This window comes from Desulfosarcina variabilis str. Montpellier, assembly GCF_048565275.1.
GTDB lineage: Bacteria > Desulfobacterota > Desulfobacteria > Desulfobacterales > Desulfosarcinaceae > Desulfosarcina > Desulfosarcina variabilis.
In genome coordinates, this window is sequence record NZ_CP159846.1 from 835,206 (window position 1) to 853,614 (window position 18,409).

At 53.3% G+C, this 18,409-nt stretch carries 14 protein-coding genes; 6 read left to right on the plus strand and 8 right to left on the minus strand.

Annotated elements, in window-relative coordinates:
* Positions 1-168: 168 nt before the first annotated feature.
* The 3 genes from Dvar_RS03655 to Dvar_RS03665 all read right to left on the minus strand — a co-directional run bounded on the left by Dvar_RS03655 (position 169) and on the right by Dvar_RS03665 (position 4,945).
* Entirely contained in the window at positions 169-1,779 is a 1,611-nt protein-coding gene (locus Dvar_RS03655) for a long-chain-fatty-acid--CoA ligase (protein WP_419660373.1), read from the minus strand.
* Between the two features lie 167 nt (positions 1,780-1,946).
* Entirely contained in the window at positions 1,947-2,648 is a 702-nt protein-coding gene (locus Dvar_RS03660) for a response regulator transcription factor (RefSeq protein WP_419660374.1), read from the minus strand.
* Positions 2,645-4,945 carry a cache domain-containing protein gene (locus tag Dvar_RS03665; RefSeq protein ID WP_419660375.1) on the minus strand — a complete coding sequence of 767 codons (2,301 nt, stop codon included), beginning with the start codon at positions 4,943-4,945 and terminating at the stop codon, positions 2,645-2,647. The genes Dvar_RS03660 and Dvar_RS03665 overlap by 4 nt, the downstream gene beginning before the upstream one ends.
* Before the next feature lie 253 nt (positions 4,946-5,198).
* Between Dvar_RS03665 and msrA the strand changes: the two genes are divergently transcribed.
* A complete protein-coding gene (msrA, locus tag Dvar_RS03670) occupies positions 5,199-6,239 on the plus strand; it encodes a peptide-methionine (S)-S-oxide reductase MsrA (RefSeq protein WP_419664066.1) in 1,041 nt (346 codons plus the stop codon).
* A gap of 63 nt (positions 6,240-6,302) precedes the next feature.
* Here the strand turns inward: msrA and Dvar_RS03675 are convergent, their stop codons facing one another.
* Positions 6,303-7,007 (minus strand): histidine phosphatase family protein, encoded by a 705-nt coding sequence (locus tag Dvar_RS03675; protein ID WP_419660376.1) that lies wholly within the window; start codon positions 7,005-7,007, stop codon positions 6,303-6,305.
* Positions 7,008-7,018: 11 nt separating this feature from the next.
* Positions 7,019-7,783 (minus strand): SDR family NAD(P)-dependent oxidoreductase, encoded by a 765-nt coding sequence (locus Dvar_RS03680; RefSeq protein WP_419660377.1) that lies wholly within the window; start codon positions 7,781-7,783, stop codon positions 7,019-7,021.
* Positions 7,784-8,155: 372 nt separating this feature from the next.
* On the opposite strand from Dvar_RS03680, the gene Dvar_RS03685 reads away from it, so the two are divergent.
* Complete coding sequence (locus tag Dvar_RS03685) at positions 8,156-9,877, plus strand: methyl-accepting chemotaxis protein (RefSeq protein ID WP_419660378.1); 1,722 nt, start codon at positions 8,156-8,158, stop codon at positions 9,875-9,877.
* 47 nt (positions 9,878-9,924) lie between these two features.
* Here Dvar_RS03685 and Dvar_RS03690 read toward each other — a convergent pair whose 3' ends face one another.
* Both Dvar_RS03690 and Dvar_RS03695 read right to left on the minus strand, forming a co-directional pair.
* On the minus strand, positions 9,925-10,329 hold the full coding sequence (locus Dvar_RS03690; RefSeq protein WP_419660379.1) for an Hsp20/alpha crystallin family protein: 405 nt from the start codon (positions 10,327-10,329) through the stop codon (positions 9,925-9,927).
* Between the two features lie 28 nt (positions 10,330-10,357).
* Positions 10,358-10,816, minus strand: a complete 459-nt coding sequence (locus tag Dvar_RS03695) for an Hsp20/alpha crystallin family protein (protein ID WP_419660380.1) — start codon at positions 10,814-10,816, stop codon at positions 10,358-10,360.
* A 186-nt stretch (positions 10,817-11,002) separates the two neighbouring features.
* On the opposite strand from Dvar_RS03695, the gene Dvar_RS03700 reads away from it, so the two are divergent.
* From Dvar_RS03700 to Dvar_RS03715, 4 genes are all read left to right on the plus strand, one after another.
* Positions 11,003-11,635, plus strand: coding sequence for a hypothetical protein (locus tag Dvar_RS03700; protein WP_419660381.1), 633 nt, complete (start codon positions 11,003-11,005; stop codon positions 11,633-11,635).
* A 172-nt stretch (positions 11,636-11,807) separates the two neighbouring features.
* The gene (locus Dvar_RS03705; protein ID WP_419660382.1) at positions 11,808-12,620 is read left to right on the plus strand and encodes a GIY-YIG nuclease family protein; all 813 of its coding nucleotides are present in this window, start codon (positions 11,808-11,810) and stop codon (positions 12,618-12,620) included.
* 264 nt (positions 12,621-12,884) lie between these two features.
* The gene (locus Dvar_RS03710; protein WP_419660383.1) at positions 12,885-15,362 is read left to right on the plus strand and encodes a glycogen/starch/alpha-glucan phosphorylase; all 2,478 of its coding nucleotides are present in this window, start codon (positions 12,885-12,887) and stop codon (positions 15,360-15,362) included.
* 59 nt (positions 15,363-15,421) lie between these two features.
* The gene (locus Dvar_RS03715; protein WP_419660384.1) at positions 15,422-16,669 is read left to right on the plus strand and encodes an EAL and HDOD domain-containing protein; all 1,248 of its coding nucleotides are present in this window, start codon (positions 15,422-15,424) and stop codon (positions 16,667-16,669) included.
* 71 nt (positions 16,670-16,740) lie between these two features.
* Here the strand turns inward: Dvar_RS03715 and Dvar_RS03720 are convergent, their stop codons facing one another.
* The gene (locus Dvar_RS03720) at positions 16,741-18,042 is read right to left on the minus strand and encodes a helix-turn-helix domain-containing protein (protein WP_419660385.1); all 1,302 of its coding nucleotides are present in this window, start codon (positions 18,040-18,042) and stop codon (positions 16,741-16,743) included.
* Positions 18,043-18,409 lie beyond the last annotated feature (367 nt).

The window sequence follows — 18,409 nt, forward strand, 5'->3', positions numbered from 1 at the left end:
CCCTGAGACAACACGGCCTAAATATGAATTGCTCATGTTCAGTATCGTAGGTCGGGTTGAGCGTAGCGACACCCGATAACAGACAGATCGTATCCCGCCTGAAATCTGTTGGGTTTCGTCCCTCAACCCAACTTACAATGGTAAGGCATGGATTCTCGCAAATAATTCTCAGTTTACCCGCTTATCCCGACTGCCCCACTCCTTTTCGCGCAGCACGTACTTTTGGATTTTGCCGGTGGAGGTTTTGGGCAGTTCGATGAATTCCACTGCCTTGGGCGCCTTGAAGCGGGCCAAATTCTCTTTGCAGAAGGCAATAATCTCTTCAGCCGTGGGTGCTTCGCCGGGCTTGGGGGTAATGAAGGCCTTGGGCACCTCGCCCCATTTATCGTCCGGCATGGCCACCACGGCTACCTCCATCACCGCCGGGTGCCGGTAGATGACGTTTTCGACTTCCACGGTGGAAATGTTTTCCCCGCCGGAGATGATGATGTCCTTCTGACGATCCATGATTTGGATGTAATTATCCGGGTGCATGACGGCCAGATCGCCGGAATGAAACCAGCCGCCCCGAAAGGCTTTTTCCGTGGCTTGCTCATCTTTGTAATATCCCAGCATAACCACGTTGCCGCGCATGACCACCTCGCCGATGGTCCGGCCGTCGCGCGGCACCGGTACGCCGGTATTGATATCCACCACATCCAGAAACTGGCAAACCGTGTAGGCCACGCCTTGACGCGAGCGGATGGCCGCCCGCTCGGCCGGCGGCAGGTCGTTCCAGGGCGCCTGCCAGGCACAAATGGTATAGGGACCGTAGACTTCGGTAAGCCCATAAACATGATTGATATGGGCGCCCATGTCCTCCATCTGGCTGATGATGGTCGGTGACGGTGGTGCACCGCCCACGGCGATTTCCAGCGGACGTTTCAATTTGACCGATTTAAACGCCGGGTGGTTGACGATACCGATCAGTACGATCGGTGCGGCGCACATGTGCGAGATGTTTTCAGCTTCGAACTGGTTCAGGATTTCCTCGGGGTCGACCTTGCGCAGGCAAACATGGGTGGCGCCGGCGGCGGTGACCGCCCAGGGAAAGCACCAGCCGTTGCAGTGAAACATGGGCAGGGTCCACAGGTAGACCGACTCGCTGTTAAGGCCCATTTCCAAACAGTCGCCCAGGCTGTTGAGATAGGCCCCGCGGTGATGATACATGACCCCCTTGGGTTTGCCGGTGGTTCCGCTGGTGTAGTTGATGGTGGCTACGGCGGTTTCATTTTCGATGTCCATGGGCACGTCCGCGTGGCTTCCGGTTTCAAGAAAACCCTCGTAGTCCATTCCGTCAAGGGGGCAGGCCTGATCTACATCGCAGATGTTGACGTATGTCTGGACACTGGTGATGTCATTTTGTACCGGTAGTACCAGGTCGGCAAACTCGTTGTCCACGAAACAGACAATGCTGTCCGAATGGTTGAGAATATAGGCCACCTCCGCCGCAGACAAACGGATGTTCACCGACACCAGGGCCGCCCCGATCAGCGGGACCGCGAAATGGGCTTCCAGCATGGGCGGAATGTTGGGTGAAATGAAAGCCACCTTGTCGCCGCGTTTGACGCCGATGCCTTTAAGGGCGCTGGCCAGCCGGTTGACGCGCTCGTAAAACTGGCGATAGGTATAGCGCTTTTCCCGATGAACGACGGCTGTTTTATCAGGGTAAACCTCCACGCTGCGCCGGATAAAATTCACCGGGGTCAACATTTCATAATTGACGGACGGATGATCCATGGTTTTTCTCCTCTCCTATTCGGGGTGATTGCACGAATCTTACTATGAGCCATCTATAGCCAATGCCAACTGAAAGCGTAATCGGATCAGACTTGAAATAAGCGGAAGGGAAGCTCCCATTTTCAGATAGGGGGTTTGCGTCTGTTGAGGGTAGGTAATCTACCTATTTATTGGGGATGCAGGGGGGCCTTAACCCCTTCCTTCTCCACCCACAAGACTGCATAGCGCACCAATTCAGCGGCATTCTTCAATCCCAGCTTCTCTTTGATGCGCTCCTTATGCGTCCCGATGGTCTTGACGCTAAGGTGCAGGCGATCGGCAATTTCGGCTGAGGTCTTGCCACGGCCGATCAGGTAGAATACATCCAGTTCACGGCGGGTCAGGCAACCGAGGGGCGAGCCGGCCAGCTTGGTGGGGCTTTTCTGGAATTTGTTGAGGATGGTGGCGGTCATACTATCGCTGAGAAAAATATTGCCGGCCAGAATGTGGCGGATGGCGGTGATCACCGATTCGGATGTCTCTTTTTTATTGATGTAACCCCGAGCGCCGGACCGCAGACACCGCTCGGCATGGATCTGTTCATCATGCATGGAAAGGACCAAAACGGGCAGAGACCTGTGCTGGGTTTTAATACACTGCAAAAGATCGAACCCGTTGCTCTGTTTGAGAGACAGGTCCACGATTACCAGATCCGGTTTGAGGGTATCAATGGCCTGGCAGGCATCGCTCACGTCTTCCACCGCGCCGCACACCTGAAGATCCGCCTCCTGCTGGATCAAATCGACCAGGCCCATCTGGAAAATAGGATGATCCTCGACGATCAGAATACGTTTGGGAGAATCCATTTTATTGTCAAATGATGGTTTCATGTGTCCTGCCTGTTGACCATTTCCGGATGGGCACGATCCAGATTAAGGCCGCTGGATTCCATTTCGCTCATCAAATCCTGGCCCTGGTGCTCACCGGTTTTGGCGACATTGGGGTTGAAGGTCAGGCTCACCACACAACCGGCATTACCGTCTGGCCGGGCATCCAGCACGGCACCGATTCGCCGGGCCCGATAATGCATGATGCGGATGCCCATGCCCGTTCGCTTCAGACTTTTGGGCAGCCCCTGGCCGTTATCGCGGATGGTGAGTTTGGCCGAGGCGCCGGTGCGGGTCAGGCTGAGGGTGATCTGCTGCGCATTACCGTGCTTGACGGCGTTATAGGCCGCTTCCCGGGCAATGTAGTAAATATGCGTGGCCACCTTGTGATCCCGCAAGAAGATCTCCTCATCATAGGCGAGGCTGCAGGATACCCCGTAAATTTCCTGAATGTCACGGCAAAGCTCCTCCAGGGTCAGCTCTAGTCCCTGCTCGGCGATATTGATCGGGCACAGGCCGTGGCTGATGCGGCTTGCCTTGCGGATGGCATCCTGAACCAGGTCCCGAATTTTGTCAAAGGCGGCCAGGTCCACGCCCGCCAATCCGTTGAGTCGCTGGCGCATCACCTTTTGCATGACTTCGATGCCCAACAGGTGGGAACACAGATCATCGTGCAGATACTGGCCCAGCTGGCGGCGCTCGCGCTCACTGATTTCGATTACTTCCAGCTCCAGGCGGTTGGTCTCGGTTCTATCATCCACGGCAAACAATACGCATCGGCGCCCCCAGATATAGACTGTTTCGGCATTGATCACGCCGGTGCGCATCCGGCCATCGGTGTTGACGAAATCAATGTTCATATCGCGTACCCGGCCGGCGTGGTCGATCAGTCCGGTCAGTCGTTCCAGGGTGGTAGGGATGTTGAATATGGGCAAGGCGGTGATGCGGCTGTCCTTGACCGCGGCGGCGTCACAACCGATCAACGACAGAAAGCTCGGGTTGGCGTCGATCAGCCGACCGGTCTGGCGGTCGACAATAAACATCCCGCTGGGACTGGCGTGGAAGGCCTTGGAGAAGAGTTCCTCACTTTTTTTCAATAATTCGGCGGTCTGGCGCCTGTGGGCGACTTCCTCCTGGATTTCGTGGCTGTAGGATTCAAGCCGGTCCATGAAGCGGTTGTAATAGACGGCCAGGTTGCCGATTTCATCCCGGCTGACCACGTCCATACGGCCGGCAAAATCGCCGTCCGTAGCCCGCGCCAGCCGGTTTTCCAGTTGCCTCAAGGGGCGGGTGATGCCGCCGGCGATGGAAAAAGTGGTCGGCAGGACCAGGGCCAGGATGAGAAACACCGTGGTAAACACAATATTGCGGACCGATTTGAGCGGTGCGTAAAACTCTTCCAGGTAGCAGGTGGAGGCCACGATCCAGTCGTAATCCGGGATATAGTTGTAGATCACGATTTTATCCCGAAATCGGGTTTCGCCTGGATTACGCCAGCCGTACACCAGTTTGCCGTTTTTGGTTTCACTCTGGTGGCGTACCAGATAAAGGCCGTCGGCATCCCGGGCGTCCCACAGATTTCCGGACAATACCGGGTGAACCACCACCTCCCCCTGACTGTCGATCACGTAACTGTAGCCGGTTTTGCCGAAATTGAGCGAGAGAATGCTGTCCTTGAATTCCGAGATGTCGATCAGTTCCCGAAATTCTTCCCGATAAGTGGAAACCGAAATAATCCAGTCCCACGGGGCGAAAAAGGTCATGTACAAGGCCTTTGGCCGGGGGATTGCCTCACCGGGATTTTTCCACTCATACTCTAAGTAGCCCTCCTTGCGCCGGATCTGCTCCTGGATGAATTTGAATTCCGAGAAATTAACGCCTGCCACGGCCGGCTTGGGATGCTCGACGGCCAGGCCGCTGGAATCCACGCAGTAAATATAACCGGTTTTACCGATGGTCTGGCTGAAAAGAATCTGCCTGAGGGCTTTTTTGGCCTTGACCTCGGTCATTTCCCCGGCCTGAACCGCGGCATAATAGTCGGCCACAATGTCCAGGTTTTTTTCCGCCACGGCCCGCAGGTAGTTTTTAATGGACGCCTTGGCCGTGGTTTTGACCATGTTGAGAATGGCTGCCGTTGCATTGGAGAGCTCGTTTTCGATATTACGTTCGATGGTCTGGCTGACCTGATAGTAGACGACCACCCCCACCAGCACAACCATGACAAAGGCCATGAACGAATACACGTAAAACATTTTCAGCCGAATCGGTAGATCCTGAAAGCGCTTGACAATGGATTTCATGGCCGCCTGATGGTTTGTTGCCCGATTTGGGTAAGATCTAAAATGACATCTGCATGCTTGAAAATCTTTACTGAATCTTTATTTTTCTCTTACACATTCCTTAAGCGGGTACCTTATTATCTGCTCATGATCAACCCCCAAAAGGAGGTGTACAATGAAAATGACAATAATTGCCATCCTGGCACTGACAGTATTTTTTTTCTTTTTCAGTTGCCAACAGGGCAGCAGCATGGACGATAAAATGGAGCGCCCCATGAACAATACAACGGTTAACACGCGCAGCGCCGTATTTGCCGGCGGCTGTTTCTGGTGCACGGAATCGGATTTCGAGAAAGTCGACGGTGTGATCGAGGCCATATCCGGTTACACCGGCGGTACGCTACACAACCCGACCTATAAACAGGTTTCGGCCGGCGGCACCGGCCATGTGGAGGCTGTTCAGGTGATTTACGACCCGCAGAAGATATCTTACGCCGAGCTTCTGGACGTCTTCTGGCGGCACGTGGATCCCACGGATGCAGGCGGTCAGTTCGTAGATCGCGGCAGCCAGTACCGCAGTGTGATTTTTTACGCCAACGATGAAGAGCGCCAACTGGCCGAATCCTCCAAAAAGGCCCTGGCCGCCTCGGGCCGTTTTGAGCAATCCATTGCGACCGATATCCTGCCCCTGGGCGAATTTTTCGAGGCTGAGGAGTATCACCAGGATTACTATAAAAAAAATCCGCTGCGTTACAAATGGTATCGTTCCGGCTCGGGCCGTGACCGTTTCATCGAGCAAACCTGGGCCGATGTGGAAAAAATGACCAAGCAGGCCGTTATGGACCCGTCCATGGTGGACGAGAAAAAAAAGGGGCCGTACACCATCCCCAGCGACGCCCAGCTCAAGGAAAAGCTTACCGACATGCAGTACCACGTGGCCCGTGAAAGCGGCACTGAACCGCCGTTTGATAACCCATACTGGAACAACCACGAGGCCGGCATCTATGTGGACATTGTTTCCGGTGAACCCTTGTTCAGCTCGACGGATAAGTTTGACTCAGGCACCGGTTGGCCCAGTTTTACCCGCCCCCTGGAACCGGGCAACATCGTGAAAAATAAGGACACCACATTTTTTATGGTGCGTACCGAGGTCCGCAGCAAATTTGCCGATTCGCATTTGGGGCATGTGTTTGATGACGGCCCCCAGCCCACGGGACTGCGCTACTGCATCAATTCGGCTTCCTTGCGGTTTATCCCGGCCGGTAATCTTGAGCAAGAGGGATATGGTCAGTATCGTAAGTTGTTCGAAAAGTGATACGCCGCGCGGCGCCCCTCAAGCGGACCGTGAATCCTGGGGCGCTGTGCAGTGATATCCACTTTAGATATAGGTGATCAAAGACGGATCATTTCGCGCTTCCAGGTGTGCCACACAATTGAACAGCACCAGCCACAGTCGCTCCTGTTCGTAGCGCAGAACCGTAATCGACGTGTTGCGCAGCTCATAGCTCAAACGGATCGTCTGCTCGCGGCTGGTATCCAAGGTGTGGCGCAGGGCAACGGCGGTGGGACCGCCGGAGGTAAACACCGCCACTTTTTGGTTCTCCCCGACGCTGCGCACCAGGTTGTCGATGGCCTGTTTGATGCGCTGCCTGAACTGCCGGGCTTGTGCTTCACGCTCGCTTTGATCAGCGGGAAGCATTTCCATTTTCTGGGCAATATCGAAAATGCGTGAGATCGCGCCATGGTGGGTGTGAATCTGTTTCATCTGCTCGGACAGGTCAGGGTCTTCCTTGATCACCGCATAAAGGCGATTCATCAACTGATCAGAATGGCCTAATTCATTAAAATCCGCATCAATGGTAATGTCATGCGCGCCATACCCATTCATTTGCTGCAGGGCAATGGTCGCCGTCTGCACCTGCCGTCTAAGCGTACCGGAATAAACGGCATCAAACCGAATGCCGTGGTTATGAAAATATTGGCCTAGAAATTCGGCCTGCCGCTCCCCCAAGGGTGAAAGGCAGTCGTAGGCCGGTTGGCCGAATGATGCCTGACCGTGCCGAATCAAATAGATTTCAATCATATTCTCACCTTTTAAACGGCACTGGCTCCGCCATCCACCAACAGTGTCTGGCCGGTGATGAACGCAGCCCCTTTGGAGCACAGGAACAATACCGGATGAACCACATCCTCGGTTTCAGCGATCCGGCCCATGGGAATGTCTTTGACGATTTGATCGAGAAGCTTGGCATTGGACCAGAATGGCCGGGAAAACTGGGTGCGCACCATACACGGCGCAACCGCGTTCACCTGAATGTTAAAAGGGCCCAATTCCTGGGCCAGGGTTTTGGTCATCATCTCGACGGCCGCCTTGGCGATTCCGTATATGCCCATCAGTGGCGCGGCACGGTGAGCAGCAAGGGAGGTGATATTCACGATCCGGCCTGATTTCTGCTGCTGCATGATCCTGGCCGCCTCGCGCGAGCAAAGCCACGTGCCGGTCAGGTTGGAGTCGACGATTTTCTTGAACAATGCCGGTTCGGTATCCACGACACCGGTGGCCAGGTTCATGCCCACGTTGTTGACCAGGGCGTGAATGCATCCGAATCGTTCGACCACTTGGTCAAACAGACGTTTGACATCGGCCTCCCTGGCAATGTGTGCAGCAATGGCCAGCAACCGATTACCGCCATCCAGTTCGGCCCTGGCTGCATCGAGTCCTTCCTGTTTTCGGCCGCAGATCGCCACGTTGGCGCCTTGAGCGAGCAGATGTTTTGCCAGGTCCAGCCCAATCCCCCGGCTTCCACCGGTCACCACAACGACGTTGTCCTCCAATCCGTATGTTAGCTGCTGCATCATGTTTTCCTCGCTTGGTTTGTATCAACCTGTTCCCACTTTTGAATAAATGGAAATGGCCGTACAAATCGATAGGTTGCTGTCGCTTCGATAAGTGTATTTTGACCATGCACAAGAACGGATACATACAATCCCATTTCTTTTCAAGCGCTATTGTGCCCGTTAAATGCAGCTGACATCCGCGTAGAACAGTCATTACAAGTTCCCATGGCCATGTTCGCCCGTGTTTCCGGGATGGCGATAAACAGGAAGAATGACCATGTGTTAGATAATGAATTGAATTTATAATTTTATTAAAGTTTTTCAAATCCAGGTCTATAGTTAAATTAGAATCTGGAATGATACTGAACTCAATCTGCACAGGGAGGAACTGAAATGCTTAACCGGTTAACTGTAAAAGGTCGGATGTACATCATCAATGTCGCGATCCTGGTGCTATTCATCACCATGATCATGTTTGCCATCTACAACAAAAATGCAGTCAAGGAATTGGGTATTCACAAAACCGGTGAGGTGATGCTCGAAGACCAGAAGGCCCGCATTCAGCTGGCGACCCATTCCGCTGCCCTGATGATCGCCTCGGCGATCGCCGGCATCAATGACCACAATCAGCAGACGTCCACCATCCGTAATATGGTGGACGCCATTATTTTTGAGAAAGACCGCTCCGGCTATTTTTTCGTATACGAGGGAACGGTTAACGTGGCTTTCCCTGTTAAAAAAGAATCGGTTGGCAAGGACCTAAGCCAACTGACCGATAAGAATGGGGTCAGGGTGATCCAGGAGCTGCGGGATGCGGCCAGGGGCGGGGGGGGATTCGTCGAGTACACGTGGCCCAAACCCGGCGCCGGCGATCAACCCAAAATTTCCTTCGCTGAAATGATTCCGGGAACTCAGATGTGGATCGGTACCGGTGTCTACCTCGACAACATCGCCGCTTACCAACAAACAATGGCCGGAGAGATCGACGCATTGGTAGCCAAACGGACCACATCGATGGTTGTTGTCTCCGGGGTGATTTTCGTGGCCATCATTGCCTTGTGTCTATTCATTGCTTTCGGCATTGTGCGCTCACTTAAAGAGATGATTGTCAGTTTCCAGGATATCGCCGAGGGTGAAGGGGACCTCACCAAACGCATTCAGATTCAATCCAGGGATGAAATTGCCGAGTTGGCCGGATGGTTCAATACCTTCCTGGAAAAGTTGCAAACCATGATCAAAAAAATTGCCGCCAACTCGGTTCATGTTGATGGTTCCTCAACGGAATTGGCAGAAATTGCCAACATGATGTCTGAACGTGCCAGCGACACGTCCACCCGTGCCGATAACGTGGCTGCCGCAGCCGAGGAAATGAGCGCCAACCTGAACAACGTGGCCGCGGCCATGGAAGAGTCTTCCACCAATACATCCATGGTAGCCACTGCCTCCGAAGAGATGACCGCGACAATCAACGAAATCGCCCAGAACGCTGAAAAGGCCAGGACGATTGCCGACCAGGCTGTGCACAAGGCGGGAGAGGCCTCCGGTCAGATGGACGAGTTGGGCAAGGCCGCCATGGGCATCGGCAAGGTCGTCGAGACCATCACCGAAATTTCCGAGCAGGTCAACCTGCTTGCCCTCAACGCCACGATCGAGGCGGCCCGGGCTGGTGAAGCGGGCAAGGGATTTGCCGTGGTGGCCAATGAGATCAAGGAACTGGCCAATCAAACCTCATCGGCAACGCTCGAGATTAAAGATAAGATCGAGCATATTCAAGGACGTACCGATGTCACGGTGAAAGGGATCGATGAAATTTCCACGGTGATCAACAGTGTCAATGAGATCGTGGCGACCATGGCAACGGCGGTGGAAGAACAGTCCGCAGCTACCCGGGAGATCGCCACCAACATCGCCCAGGCCTCACAGGGCATTCAGGAAGTCAATCAAAACGTCAACCAGAGTTCAACAGTAGCTGCTGAAATCACGCAAGATATTACCGTGGTCAATCAAAGTTCGGGAGAAATCGCCAATAGCAGTGATCAGGTTAAAGTCAGCGCCGAAGATCTTAAACGCATGGCCGCGGAACTGAACACCATCGTGGGCAGTTTCAAAGTCTGATCATCACCGTATATCGTAAAAAAAATTGGCCTACCGGTTTTTTATAACTATGCCATTTGAACCTCGATGCGCCGCGGGGCTGCTTTTTCGACTTTGGGCAGGGTCAACCGCAGTACACCATCACTGAGCTTGGCATCGATCTTATCCTGGGCAATCACTTCAGAAAGAGAGAACTGGCGATAGTAGCGACCGATTTCGTATTCTTCGTACACCGGCTCGCCAGGAGGCGTTGCCTGGGGATCGACTTCTCCGGTCAGGGTCAGGGTATCGTCACGCAGGTCCACGTTCAGGTTGTGGGCTTTTACCCCCGGCATGTCCACCATCAGGGTAATGGCCTGATCGGTCTCAAAAATATCCACATTGGGGGTAAACACCGGACCTGGCTTGGTCTGTTCGGCAGATGCGGTGACTTCCTGTTTTTCTTTGAGTTTCAATTCTTTGGTGTCTGACATGATCTTTTCCTCCTTCATCATAAGGGCCTTATTGAATATTGATCTGTCTGGGTTTGGCTTTTTCCGCTTTGGGTACGGTAACAGTCAGCACACCGTCTGCCAGTTTGGCCTTTACCCCTTCCGCATTCACGTCGCCAGGCAGGGCGATTGCACGCGAGAAGTGTCCGGCTTCGCGTTCACGACGGTGATAACGAACATCGGTGGCCTGTTCAGTGATTTTCCGCTCACCGGCCAGGGTCAACTGATTGTCGGTGACACTAAGATCAAGGTCTGCTGATTTTACACCGGGCAATTCTGCGCTGACATAGTAAGCGTCCTTGTCTTCATTGATATTGATCGATGGAAACACACCCGCGCTGGCATGGCCGGCCGGCTGCTTACGATATGCCTCCATAAGCCGGTCCATCTGGCGCCGCATGTTATCCAGTTCGGAAAATGGTGATCCGAAGCGACGGGTAGGGGAACCGAAAAGTGCTTTGTAGATCATGGTCAAACCTCCTTGGTTGCGGGTCGTTATCGCTTTCTTGTGGGCGATCGTGCATTTCTGATTTGACCAAACGATATTAATGGATTCTCCGATGTCAATATTGTGGAAATATTTTTTTATTGCATTATTTTTTTGAATAAATAGAGTATGGGTAATTATATTGAACCGCACGAATGGAGATTTCCCATGGCTGACAGCAAATTTGAAAACAGAAAGAATTCGTTGACCTTCATCACCAGTTCGGGATTGCGGGGCAGACAATCCGTACGTGCCACTTTCAAACTATCCGCCGGTTGTATTGAGGCGATCAGCATTGTCGCCGCTCAACTGGGCATCAAACAAAAATCATTGTTCGACCATCTGGCCCAGGATAGCGACTCCCTGAATGCCATTGCCAAAGAAGTCCAAAACGCCAGGATCATGGCAGAAAATCGAGTGCAAAAGACCTATGTGATCAGCAGGCAGTCCCTTGTGCTGCTGGATGAAATTTCAAGGGCGTTTAATGCACCCCGTGATGCGCTGGTCGAGCTGTCGGTGCGGCGGTTACTGCCGGTGATCGACAACGAGCAGAAAAAATACGAAATGCGCAAGGCCGCCTTTGCCGGTATCCAAAATCATTTAGAGAAGGGGCGGCAGATGTTGGACAAAATGGCGGACCAGCTGGGAGAAGATGACCCGATTGTTGCCAAACTGGCATCGGTGATGGATGCCTACGCGGTTGCCGCAAACACCATTGGTACATTTTTGGAACGAACCCAGGGCATTGAGGCGTTTGATCCAGCGTATTTGAATCAGATGGAAGTCAAGTATGAGCCTTGATCGTTTCGTCATACCCCTGTGTTATCGTCCCCGATTGAGCGTCTCAATCGGGGATTGTTATTTTTAGGAGGGGATTGTTGGCTTCACCTAAAGGATTAATCAGAAAGCACCGATACATAACCACAATCCGTGGCGAGCATGGTTTCAATTTTTCTAATAGGGGAGTTTCAGCATGATCAAACTCATCGATATACTCACGGTTGCCGGTGCGCAACTAAACAGCTATAAAATTCATTGCGCGACAAGCAAGGAAGACCCACCTTTGCAGGCTTTTTTCGAAGGCCGGTTCAAGGCCTGGCAGGAGTACCAGACCCAGCAGAATTTCAAATGTGACGAAATCATTTCGCTGATCCAATTAAAGGAGGACCACTGGCTGTTCGTTGGTATCTATCAGGTGCTTGGGGTCAAGCACAGAAAACATGGCGATAAAAGCTGGTATGAATATGGTACCAAGCCGTTTCCCGGCCTGGACCACCTGGTGGGTCGGGTGATCGTTCAGTTCCGCAAACGATTTAGCGCTGCTTACCTGATCGGCCCGAAATATATCGACAAGCTGCTGGTTGCCGGAATTCGTGATAAACGGATGGTGGTTTCCGATTTTACCGGTTACAACAGCGTTAACATTTCGTTTCGCATCCTCAGAACCCTTGTCAGAAAAAACATCCCTCAATGGAAAGATGCCTTGAGCAATGTTGGCGGGATTTATTTGATCACGGATACCCATACCGGTAAGATGTTTGTGGGCAGCACCGGTACCGGGGAGTCGATCTGGCACCAGTGGGTGTCCTTTGCCATCAACGGCCACGCGGAGATACGGCCCCTTCGCCGTCTGCTAAGCCATGAAGAGGGGGATTACCAGTTCAATTTCCAGTTTTCAATTCTCGAAATCTGTGACCTGAACAGCAGCAGGGATTATGTTTTGGGCCGTGAAGAGCATTGGAAACAGGCGCTTTTGTCCCATGTCTTCGGTTACAACGAGAAATAAAGAAAAACCGTCTTTAAAACCACCCGCCCTAAGGCTTATCGTTGATTTGAAAATCGCATTGGGATAAAGTCGATTTCGTTAGCCAGTCTTCCCTTATAACCTTTTCTTTTGGCCCGTTCCATGGATAGCCGTCCCAGCACCGGTGGCCGGCTAGTGTTGCCCGACTGACCCGTTCTCCTTTTCGACACATCATGGGAAGACCCTGGCCGTGCGATTTTAAAGCCGATAGCCCATCTGTTTTTCATTATCAAGGAGCATTTTAGCATGGTTAACAATCCCCATCCAATCAGCGATCGTGAAGGCAAATCCGTCATATCCGCATCAACGCTCAAATCCGACATTCAGCGCCATATCCGCTTCACCATGGGCCGTGATCCGGTTAAACCCAATCGTCATGCCTGTTTCATGGGCCTGGCGCACAGTGTTCGCGATCAGCTCATCGAACGCTGGATTCGTACCCAGCGGTCCCAATACGATACCCTGGCCAAACGGGTCTATTTTCTGTCCCTTGAATTCCTGCCCGGCCGTTTTTTGATGAATTACCTGATCAGTCTGCAAATGGTGGATCAAGCGCGTCAGGCGGTTGAGGAAATGGGCTTTGACCTGGATGAACTGGAGGATGAAGAGTGGGACGCGGGCCTTGGCAATGGCGGCCTGGGGCGGCTGGCCTCCTGCTACATGGATTCACTCGCCTGCCTGAACTACCCTGGCTACGGATATGGTATCCGATACGATTACGGCATCTTCCATCAGACCATTGAGGACGGTTGGCAGCGTGAACAATGCGATAACTGGGCCCGCAGGGGAACCCCATGGGAAATTCGCCGTGGGGAATATCTGATTCCGGTACGCTTTTACGGGCATACTGAAACCTATACCGATGCCGCCGGCCGGCAATGCTATCGCTGGATGGAGGGTGAAGTGGTCATGGCCATGGGCTGTGATATCCTTGTGCCGGGGTTTGGTGATGAATTTGTAACCAACATGCGATTGTGGAAAGCGCAGTCCAGTCGGGAATTCAACCTGGATGAATTCAACCAGGGGGATTATGTCGGCGCCGTGGAGGCCAAGGTGCAAAGCGAAACCATCTCCAGCGTGCTCTACCCCAGCGATGAATTGGAACAGGGCCGGGAGCTGCGCCTGAAGCAGCAATATTTTTTTGTGGCCGCCACCCTGGCCGATATTCTGCGGCGATACCGTAAGCTGGGCCGGCATTTTTCGGAATTGCCCGATTTCGTTGCCATTCAACTCAATGATACCCACCCGGCCATCGCCATCCCCGAACTGATGCGGCTGCTCATGGACGACGAGGGGCTGACTTGGGACGAGGCCTGGCCGATCTGTGAAAAAACCTTTGCCTACACCAACCACACGGTCTTGCCCGAAGCGCTGGAGACCTGGCCGGTAGCGCTCATTCGCCGGATTTTGCCGCGACACACGGATATTATTTTTGAAATCAATCGACGTTTTCTGGATGGATTGCCCGCCAAACAAAAAAAGGACCACGAGCTGGTAAGTCGTGTATCACTGATTGACGAATCTAACGGGCAGCGGGTGCGTATGGCCAACCTGGCCATTGTGGGTAGTCATACGGTCAACGGTGTTGCCCAGCTCCACAGCCAGATCCTCAAAGATTACCTGTTTAAGGATTTTAACACGCTTTTTCCCAAGCGCCTGACCAATGTCACCAATGGCATTACCCCCCGGCAGTGGCTGGCCCAGGCCAACCCGACGCTGGCCGATCTGATCAACGACGCCATTGGCCCGGATTGGATTACCGATCTGGCGCAGCTGAAAAAACTGGAACCCCTGGCAGAGGATGCCGAATTCCGACGGCGCTGGATCAAAACCAAACGGGACAACAAAAAACGGCTGGCCCGTTACATCCTGCGTAAAATTGGTTTGGGCGTCGATCCGGATACGCTGTTTTCGGTTCAGGTCAAACGTATCCATGAATACAAGCGGCAACTGCTCAATGTGCTGCACGTTATTACCTTGTACCATCGCATCCGGGCCAATCCTGACGCACCGGTGGTACCGCGCACGGTCATTTTTGCGGGTAAAGCGGCGCCGGCCTATCATCAGGCCAAACGCATCATCAAGCTGATCAATGCCGTTGCCGCGAAAACCAACACGGATCCGGATGTGAAAGGGAAGCTGCGGGTGCTGTTTCTGCCCAATTACTGCGTGTCCCAGGCGGAGAAAATCATTCCTGCGGCCGACCTTTCCGAGCAGATATCCACGGCCGGCATGGAGGCCTCGGGTACGGGTAACATGAAGATGAGTCTCAATGGGGCCCTGACCATCGGCACCCTGGACGGGGCCAATGTGGAAATCATGGAGGAGGTCGGCAAGGAAAACATCTTCATCTTCGGCCTGACCGCGGACCAGGTCGCGACCCTGCGCAGCGATGGCTACGACCCGCGAGCCTATTATGACAGCGATGCCGAACTGCGCCAAACCCTTGACAGCATCAGCCGTGGAGATTTTTCTCCGCAAGATCCCCACTTGTTTGATCCGATCGTGGAATCGCTGCTGCAAAAAGGGGATTTTTATATGCTGCTGGCCGATTTTCGCCCTTACGTAAGCGCTCAGGAACGTGTCAACCGGCTTTTCGAGGATAAAGCGGCGTGGGCCGTAAAATCAATTCTCAATACCGCCCGTATGGGAAAATTTTCCAGCGATCGATCGGTCACGGAATATGCCAACAACATCTGGGGCCTGAAACCGCTGGAGCAGTAAACTGGCAATTGAATAGTTTATGGTTTGTTGTTGACGCTTTTTTTTCAGGAGGTGACCCGATGCCAAACGATTCAACCCCATTGTCGGCCGCCACCGCGGTTTCAATCGCCCGCCAGCCCATATTCAATGCGGACCGCTCGCTGTGGGGCTATGAGCTGTTTTGCGTGGGCGACGGCGTGACGACGAAATTCGAATCCGCTGCCGTCGAGGTCGCCGCCAGTGCATATATGGCCCTTCAGCAGATCCTCACGCAGGGTCAAAAGATCCTGCTCAATTTCGATGAGATGGAAATCATCGATAATATGGCTTATGCACTGCCGCCGGAACGGGCTGTGGTGCAGGTCGATGAACAACTGTACTTGAGACCGACCATTGCGCAGATACTGACGCGTCTTAACGCCGATGGGTATCTGATTGCCGTGTGCGGATTCAGTGGCAAACGGCAATTCGACGCGCTGTATCGGCTGGCCGACATCATTGGCGTTCCGGTGGTTGGTCGGGAAAAAGCGGATGTTTCCGAGCTTCTGACCAGCATTCAGGGGGTCAATGCCCGCCTGCTGGCCCGACGGGTGGATAATGCCGCCCAATTCGATATGTGCCGGGAGGTGGGCGTGACACTCTTTGAAGGGGCCTTTTTCAAGCAACCGGACACGATTACGATCCACAAAATGACCTCGAATAAAGCGGCTCGCCTTCAGCTTTTAAAACGGATCGAGGCGCGTGATCCAGACATCGATGATCTGGCGGAAACCATCCAGGCGGATGCCGCCGTCAGTTTTCGTCTGCTCACCTATCTGAACTCAGCGGCGTTCGGACTTTCCCAGAAGATCAAATCCATTCAGCATGCCATCCGCCTGTTGGGGTGGCCAAAGCTGAAAAACTGGATGCGGGTGGTTCTGATCAACGATATGAGTGAATCGGACAGCGCGGCGGACCTGCTCCAGCTCTCTGCCCAGCGGGGCAAATTTTTGGAACGGGTGGCGATCGACCATGATTTCTGGGGATTTGATCCGGAGAGTCTGCATCTGTTGGGGTTGTTTTCGCTTTTGGATACCATGCTGGGGACCCCCATGAGCGAAATCGTGACTTTTTTGCCCATTGAGAACAAACTCAAAGGGGCGCTGACCCGGGAACCCGATAATGAATATCAACCGCTGCTGCGCCTGGCCCAATATGTAGAAGAAGCCAGATGGGAAGATGCCAGGGGCATGATGCAGCAATTGAACCTGAACCCTGAAAAAGTGATCGCGGCGTTCAATGCCGCCGTGGACTGGGCGGATCAGCTGATGACCGTGGATGGCAGCTGATAGCGCATAGCTGATAAGCTCACAGCTCACAGCTTATACCTTAAACCATACCAAGCGCCGCCGTGCGACCGTTACCTGTTTATTTTCACCCACAACATCCTGGCGGTCGATTCACCAATATTTTTCCATTGCGAGGGGATTTCATTGGTCAGATAAACTACGTCACCGGTGCCTGCCTTGTAGGTCCGGTTGCCGATTTTCATTTCAAGGCTGCCGTCGAGCAGATATCCCATCTCCTGTCCCTTGTGAACAAAGAAATGGGAGGGGAGTTTCTTCTCTGCCGGGATTTCGATCAGGTAGGGTTCGGCGTCGGCATCAAAATCTGCCGGGCTCAGACGGTGGCCCTCCACGTCCCGTTTGGGCAAGTCCGCCAAACTGACCCGGGTCCCGGCACCGGAAAAAATGACCTGGCTGGTCGTGTCGGATTGGTCCTGGAAAAACGTCGCCACCGGAACGCCCAGCACCTGGGCGATTTTGAACAGGGCCGGCAGTGACGGATAGATGGTGCCGCTTTCGATCTGCGAGATGGTGCTGGGCGTGACCCCCACCAGCGCAGCCAGTTCTTTCTGGGCCATTTCCTGCCGGCTGCGAATTTGTTTTACCCGTCCGCCCAAATCGATGGTACCCCCTTTGCCGGTTTCCACCTCAAAGGAAATGGCCATCCCATCGTTCCAGTAGACCAGGGGGATATTCAATGCATCGGGCTTGCGTTTATGTGCTTTCAGGATGGTCAGGGCTGACTTGCCCCGGCGCACGGAAAGATCAATGGCCACCTGGGCGATGTGATTGATATTGGCCCGCAGTCGGTCCGAATGGGCGCCTTTTTCCATGATCCAGTAGGCGATGGTATCCAGTTCATACAGGCGCGGACAGGCATGGGAATAAAATTTCAAGATGGCGTCTTCCCCGCCCCACAGGTCCTGCATGCCGGTCAGGGAATCAAAGACGAAACGCACATCGCCGCTCATGGTGCTGTGCAGGTGGTAGAATGCATCGGATACCACCTCCGGGTCCCCGGGCTCGTTGATGCGCACGATCTGGTACGGCCACTGGGCGCCGTCTTTTTCGTAAAACTTGCTGAACACCTCGCTGCCATCGCCCTTGCCATGGGTAAAGCAGTCCAGGATGGTCAGGTGCTGATTCTCCGCCAGGGGACCGAGGTCTTCCAAAAGGGTGCGGGGGGATCGATCAAAGGTGATGTAAATCAGGGGCTTGTTTTGATTCTGGGATTCCTGGATGAAATTCAGGCTGAAAATCGACGCCAGAGAGCCGGCATCGTCGTACCAGACGACGTTGTCACCGATAAACAGCCCGCCTAACTGCCGGTCAAGCTGACTTACACCCGAGGAAACACGCGTTCTTTTTTTAAACATGAAACTTACTCGATCTGACAACAACCTAAACTGGGCGATTCAAATTGTAGGGGGTAATAATGACCTATCGTATTACCCTGCTTACCCATTTTCATGTATACCAAAATTTGAATCGCCCAGTTTAGGAGCAATTTATCCGGTTGATTCATTTGGTATCGGTGAGTACGATACACCACCTGTGGGAGATGGTAAAAGAAAAAACGGAAGTCGCAGTACAATTTAACCGTTTTGTTTTTTCCATTGGGGTCCGATAATACCCTCGACCGGTGATGCCGGATCGGGCTCAAGGCGCGATTCAGTATTGATCGCTGCCAATGTGACTAAATCAATAAAACTGCCCTGGCTATCGTCTTGGCAAGATGAAACC

Excerpts from the sequence above, each read along its gene's own strand:
- Dvar_RS03655 (WP_419660373.1), bottom strand. The coding sequence starts at position 1,779 with ATGGATCATCCGTCCGTCAATTATGAAATGTTGACCCCGGTGAATTTT.
- Dvar_RS03660 (WP_419660374.1), bottom strand. The coding sequence starts at position 2,648 with ATGAAACCATCATTTGACAATAAAATGGATTCTCCCAAACGTATTCTG.
- Dvar_RS03665 (WP_419660375.1), bottom strand. The coding sequence starts at position 4,945 with ATGAAATCCATTGTCAAGCGCTTTCAGGATCTACCGATTCGGCTGAAA.
- msrA (WP_419664066.1), top strand. The coding sequence starts at position 5,199 with ATGAACAATACAACGGTTAACACGCGCAGCGCCGTATTTGCCGGCGGC.
- Dvar_RS03675 (WP_419660376.1), bottom strand. The coding sequence starts at position 7,007 with ATGATTGAAATCTATTTGATTCGGCACGGTCAGGCATCATTCGGCCAA.
- Dvar_RS03680 (WP_419660377.1), bottom strand. The coding sequence starts at position 7,783 with ATGATGCAGCAGCTAACATACGGATTGGAGGACAACGTCGTTGTGGTG.
- Dvar_RS03685 (WP_419660378.1), top strand. The coding sequence starts at position 8,156 with ATGCTTAACCGGTTAACTGTAAAAGGTCGGATGTACATCATCAATGTC.
- Dvar_RS03690 (WP_419660379.1), bottom strand. The coding sequence starts at position 10,329 with ATGTCAGACACCAAAGAATTGAAACTCAAAGAAAAACAGGAAGTCACC.
- Dvar_RS03695 (WP_419660380.1), bottom strand. The coding sequence starts at position 10,816 with ATGATCTACAAAGCACTTTTCGGTTCCCCTACCCGTCGCTTCGGATCA.
- Dvar_RS03700 (WP_419660381.1), top strand. The coding sequence starts at position 11,003 with ATGGCTGACAGCAAATTTGAAAACAGAAAGAATTCGTTGACCTTCATC.
- Dvar_RS03705 (WP_419660382.1), top strand. The coding sequence starts at position 11,808 with ATGATCAAACTCATCGATATACTCACGGTTGCCGGTGCGCAACTAAAC.
- Dvar_RS03710 (WP_419660383.1), top strand. The coding sequence starts at position 12,885 with ATGGTTAACAATCCCCATCCAATCAGCGATCGTGAAGGCAAATCCGTC.
- Dvar_RS03715 (WP_419660384.1), top strand. The coding sequence starts at position 15,422 with ATGCCAAACGATTCAACCCCATTGTCGGCCGCCACCGCGGTTTCAATC.
- Dvar_RS03720 (WP_419660385.1), bottom strand. The coding sequence starts at position 18,042 with ATGTTTAAAAAAAGAACGCGTGTTTCCTCGGGTGTAAGTCAGCTTGAC.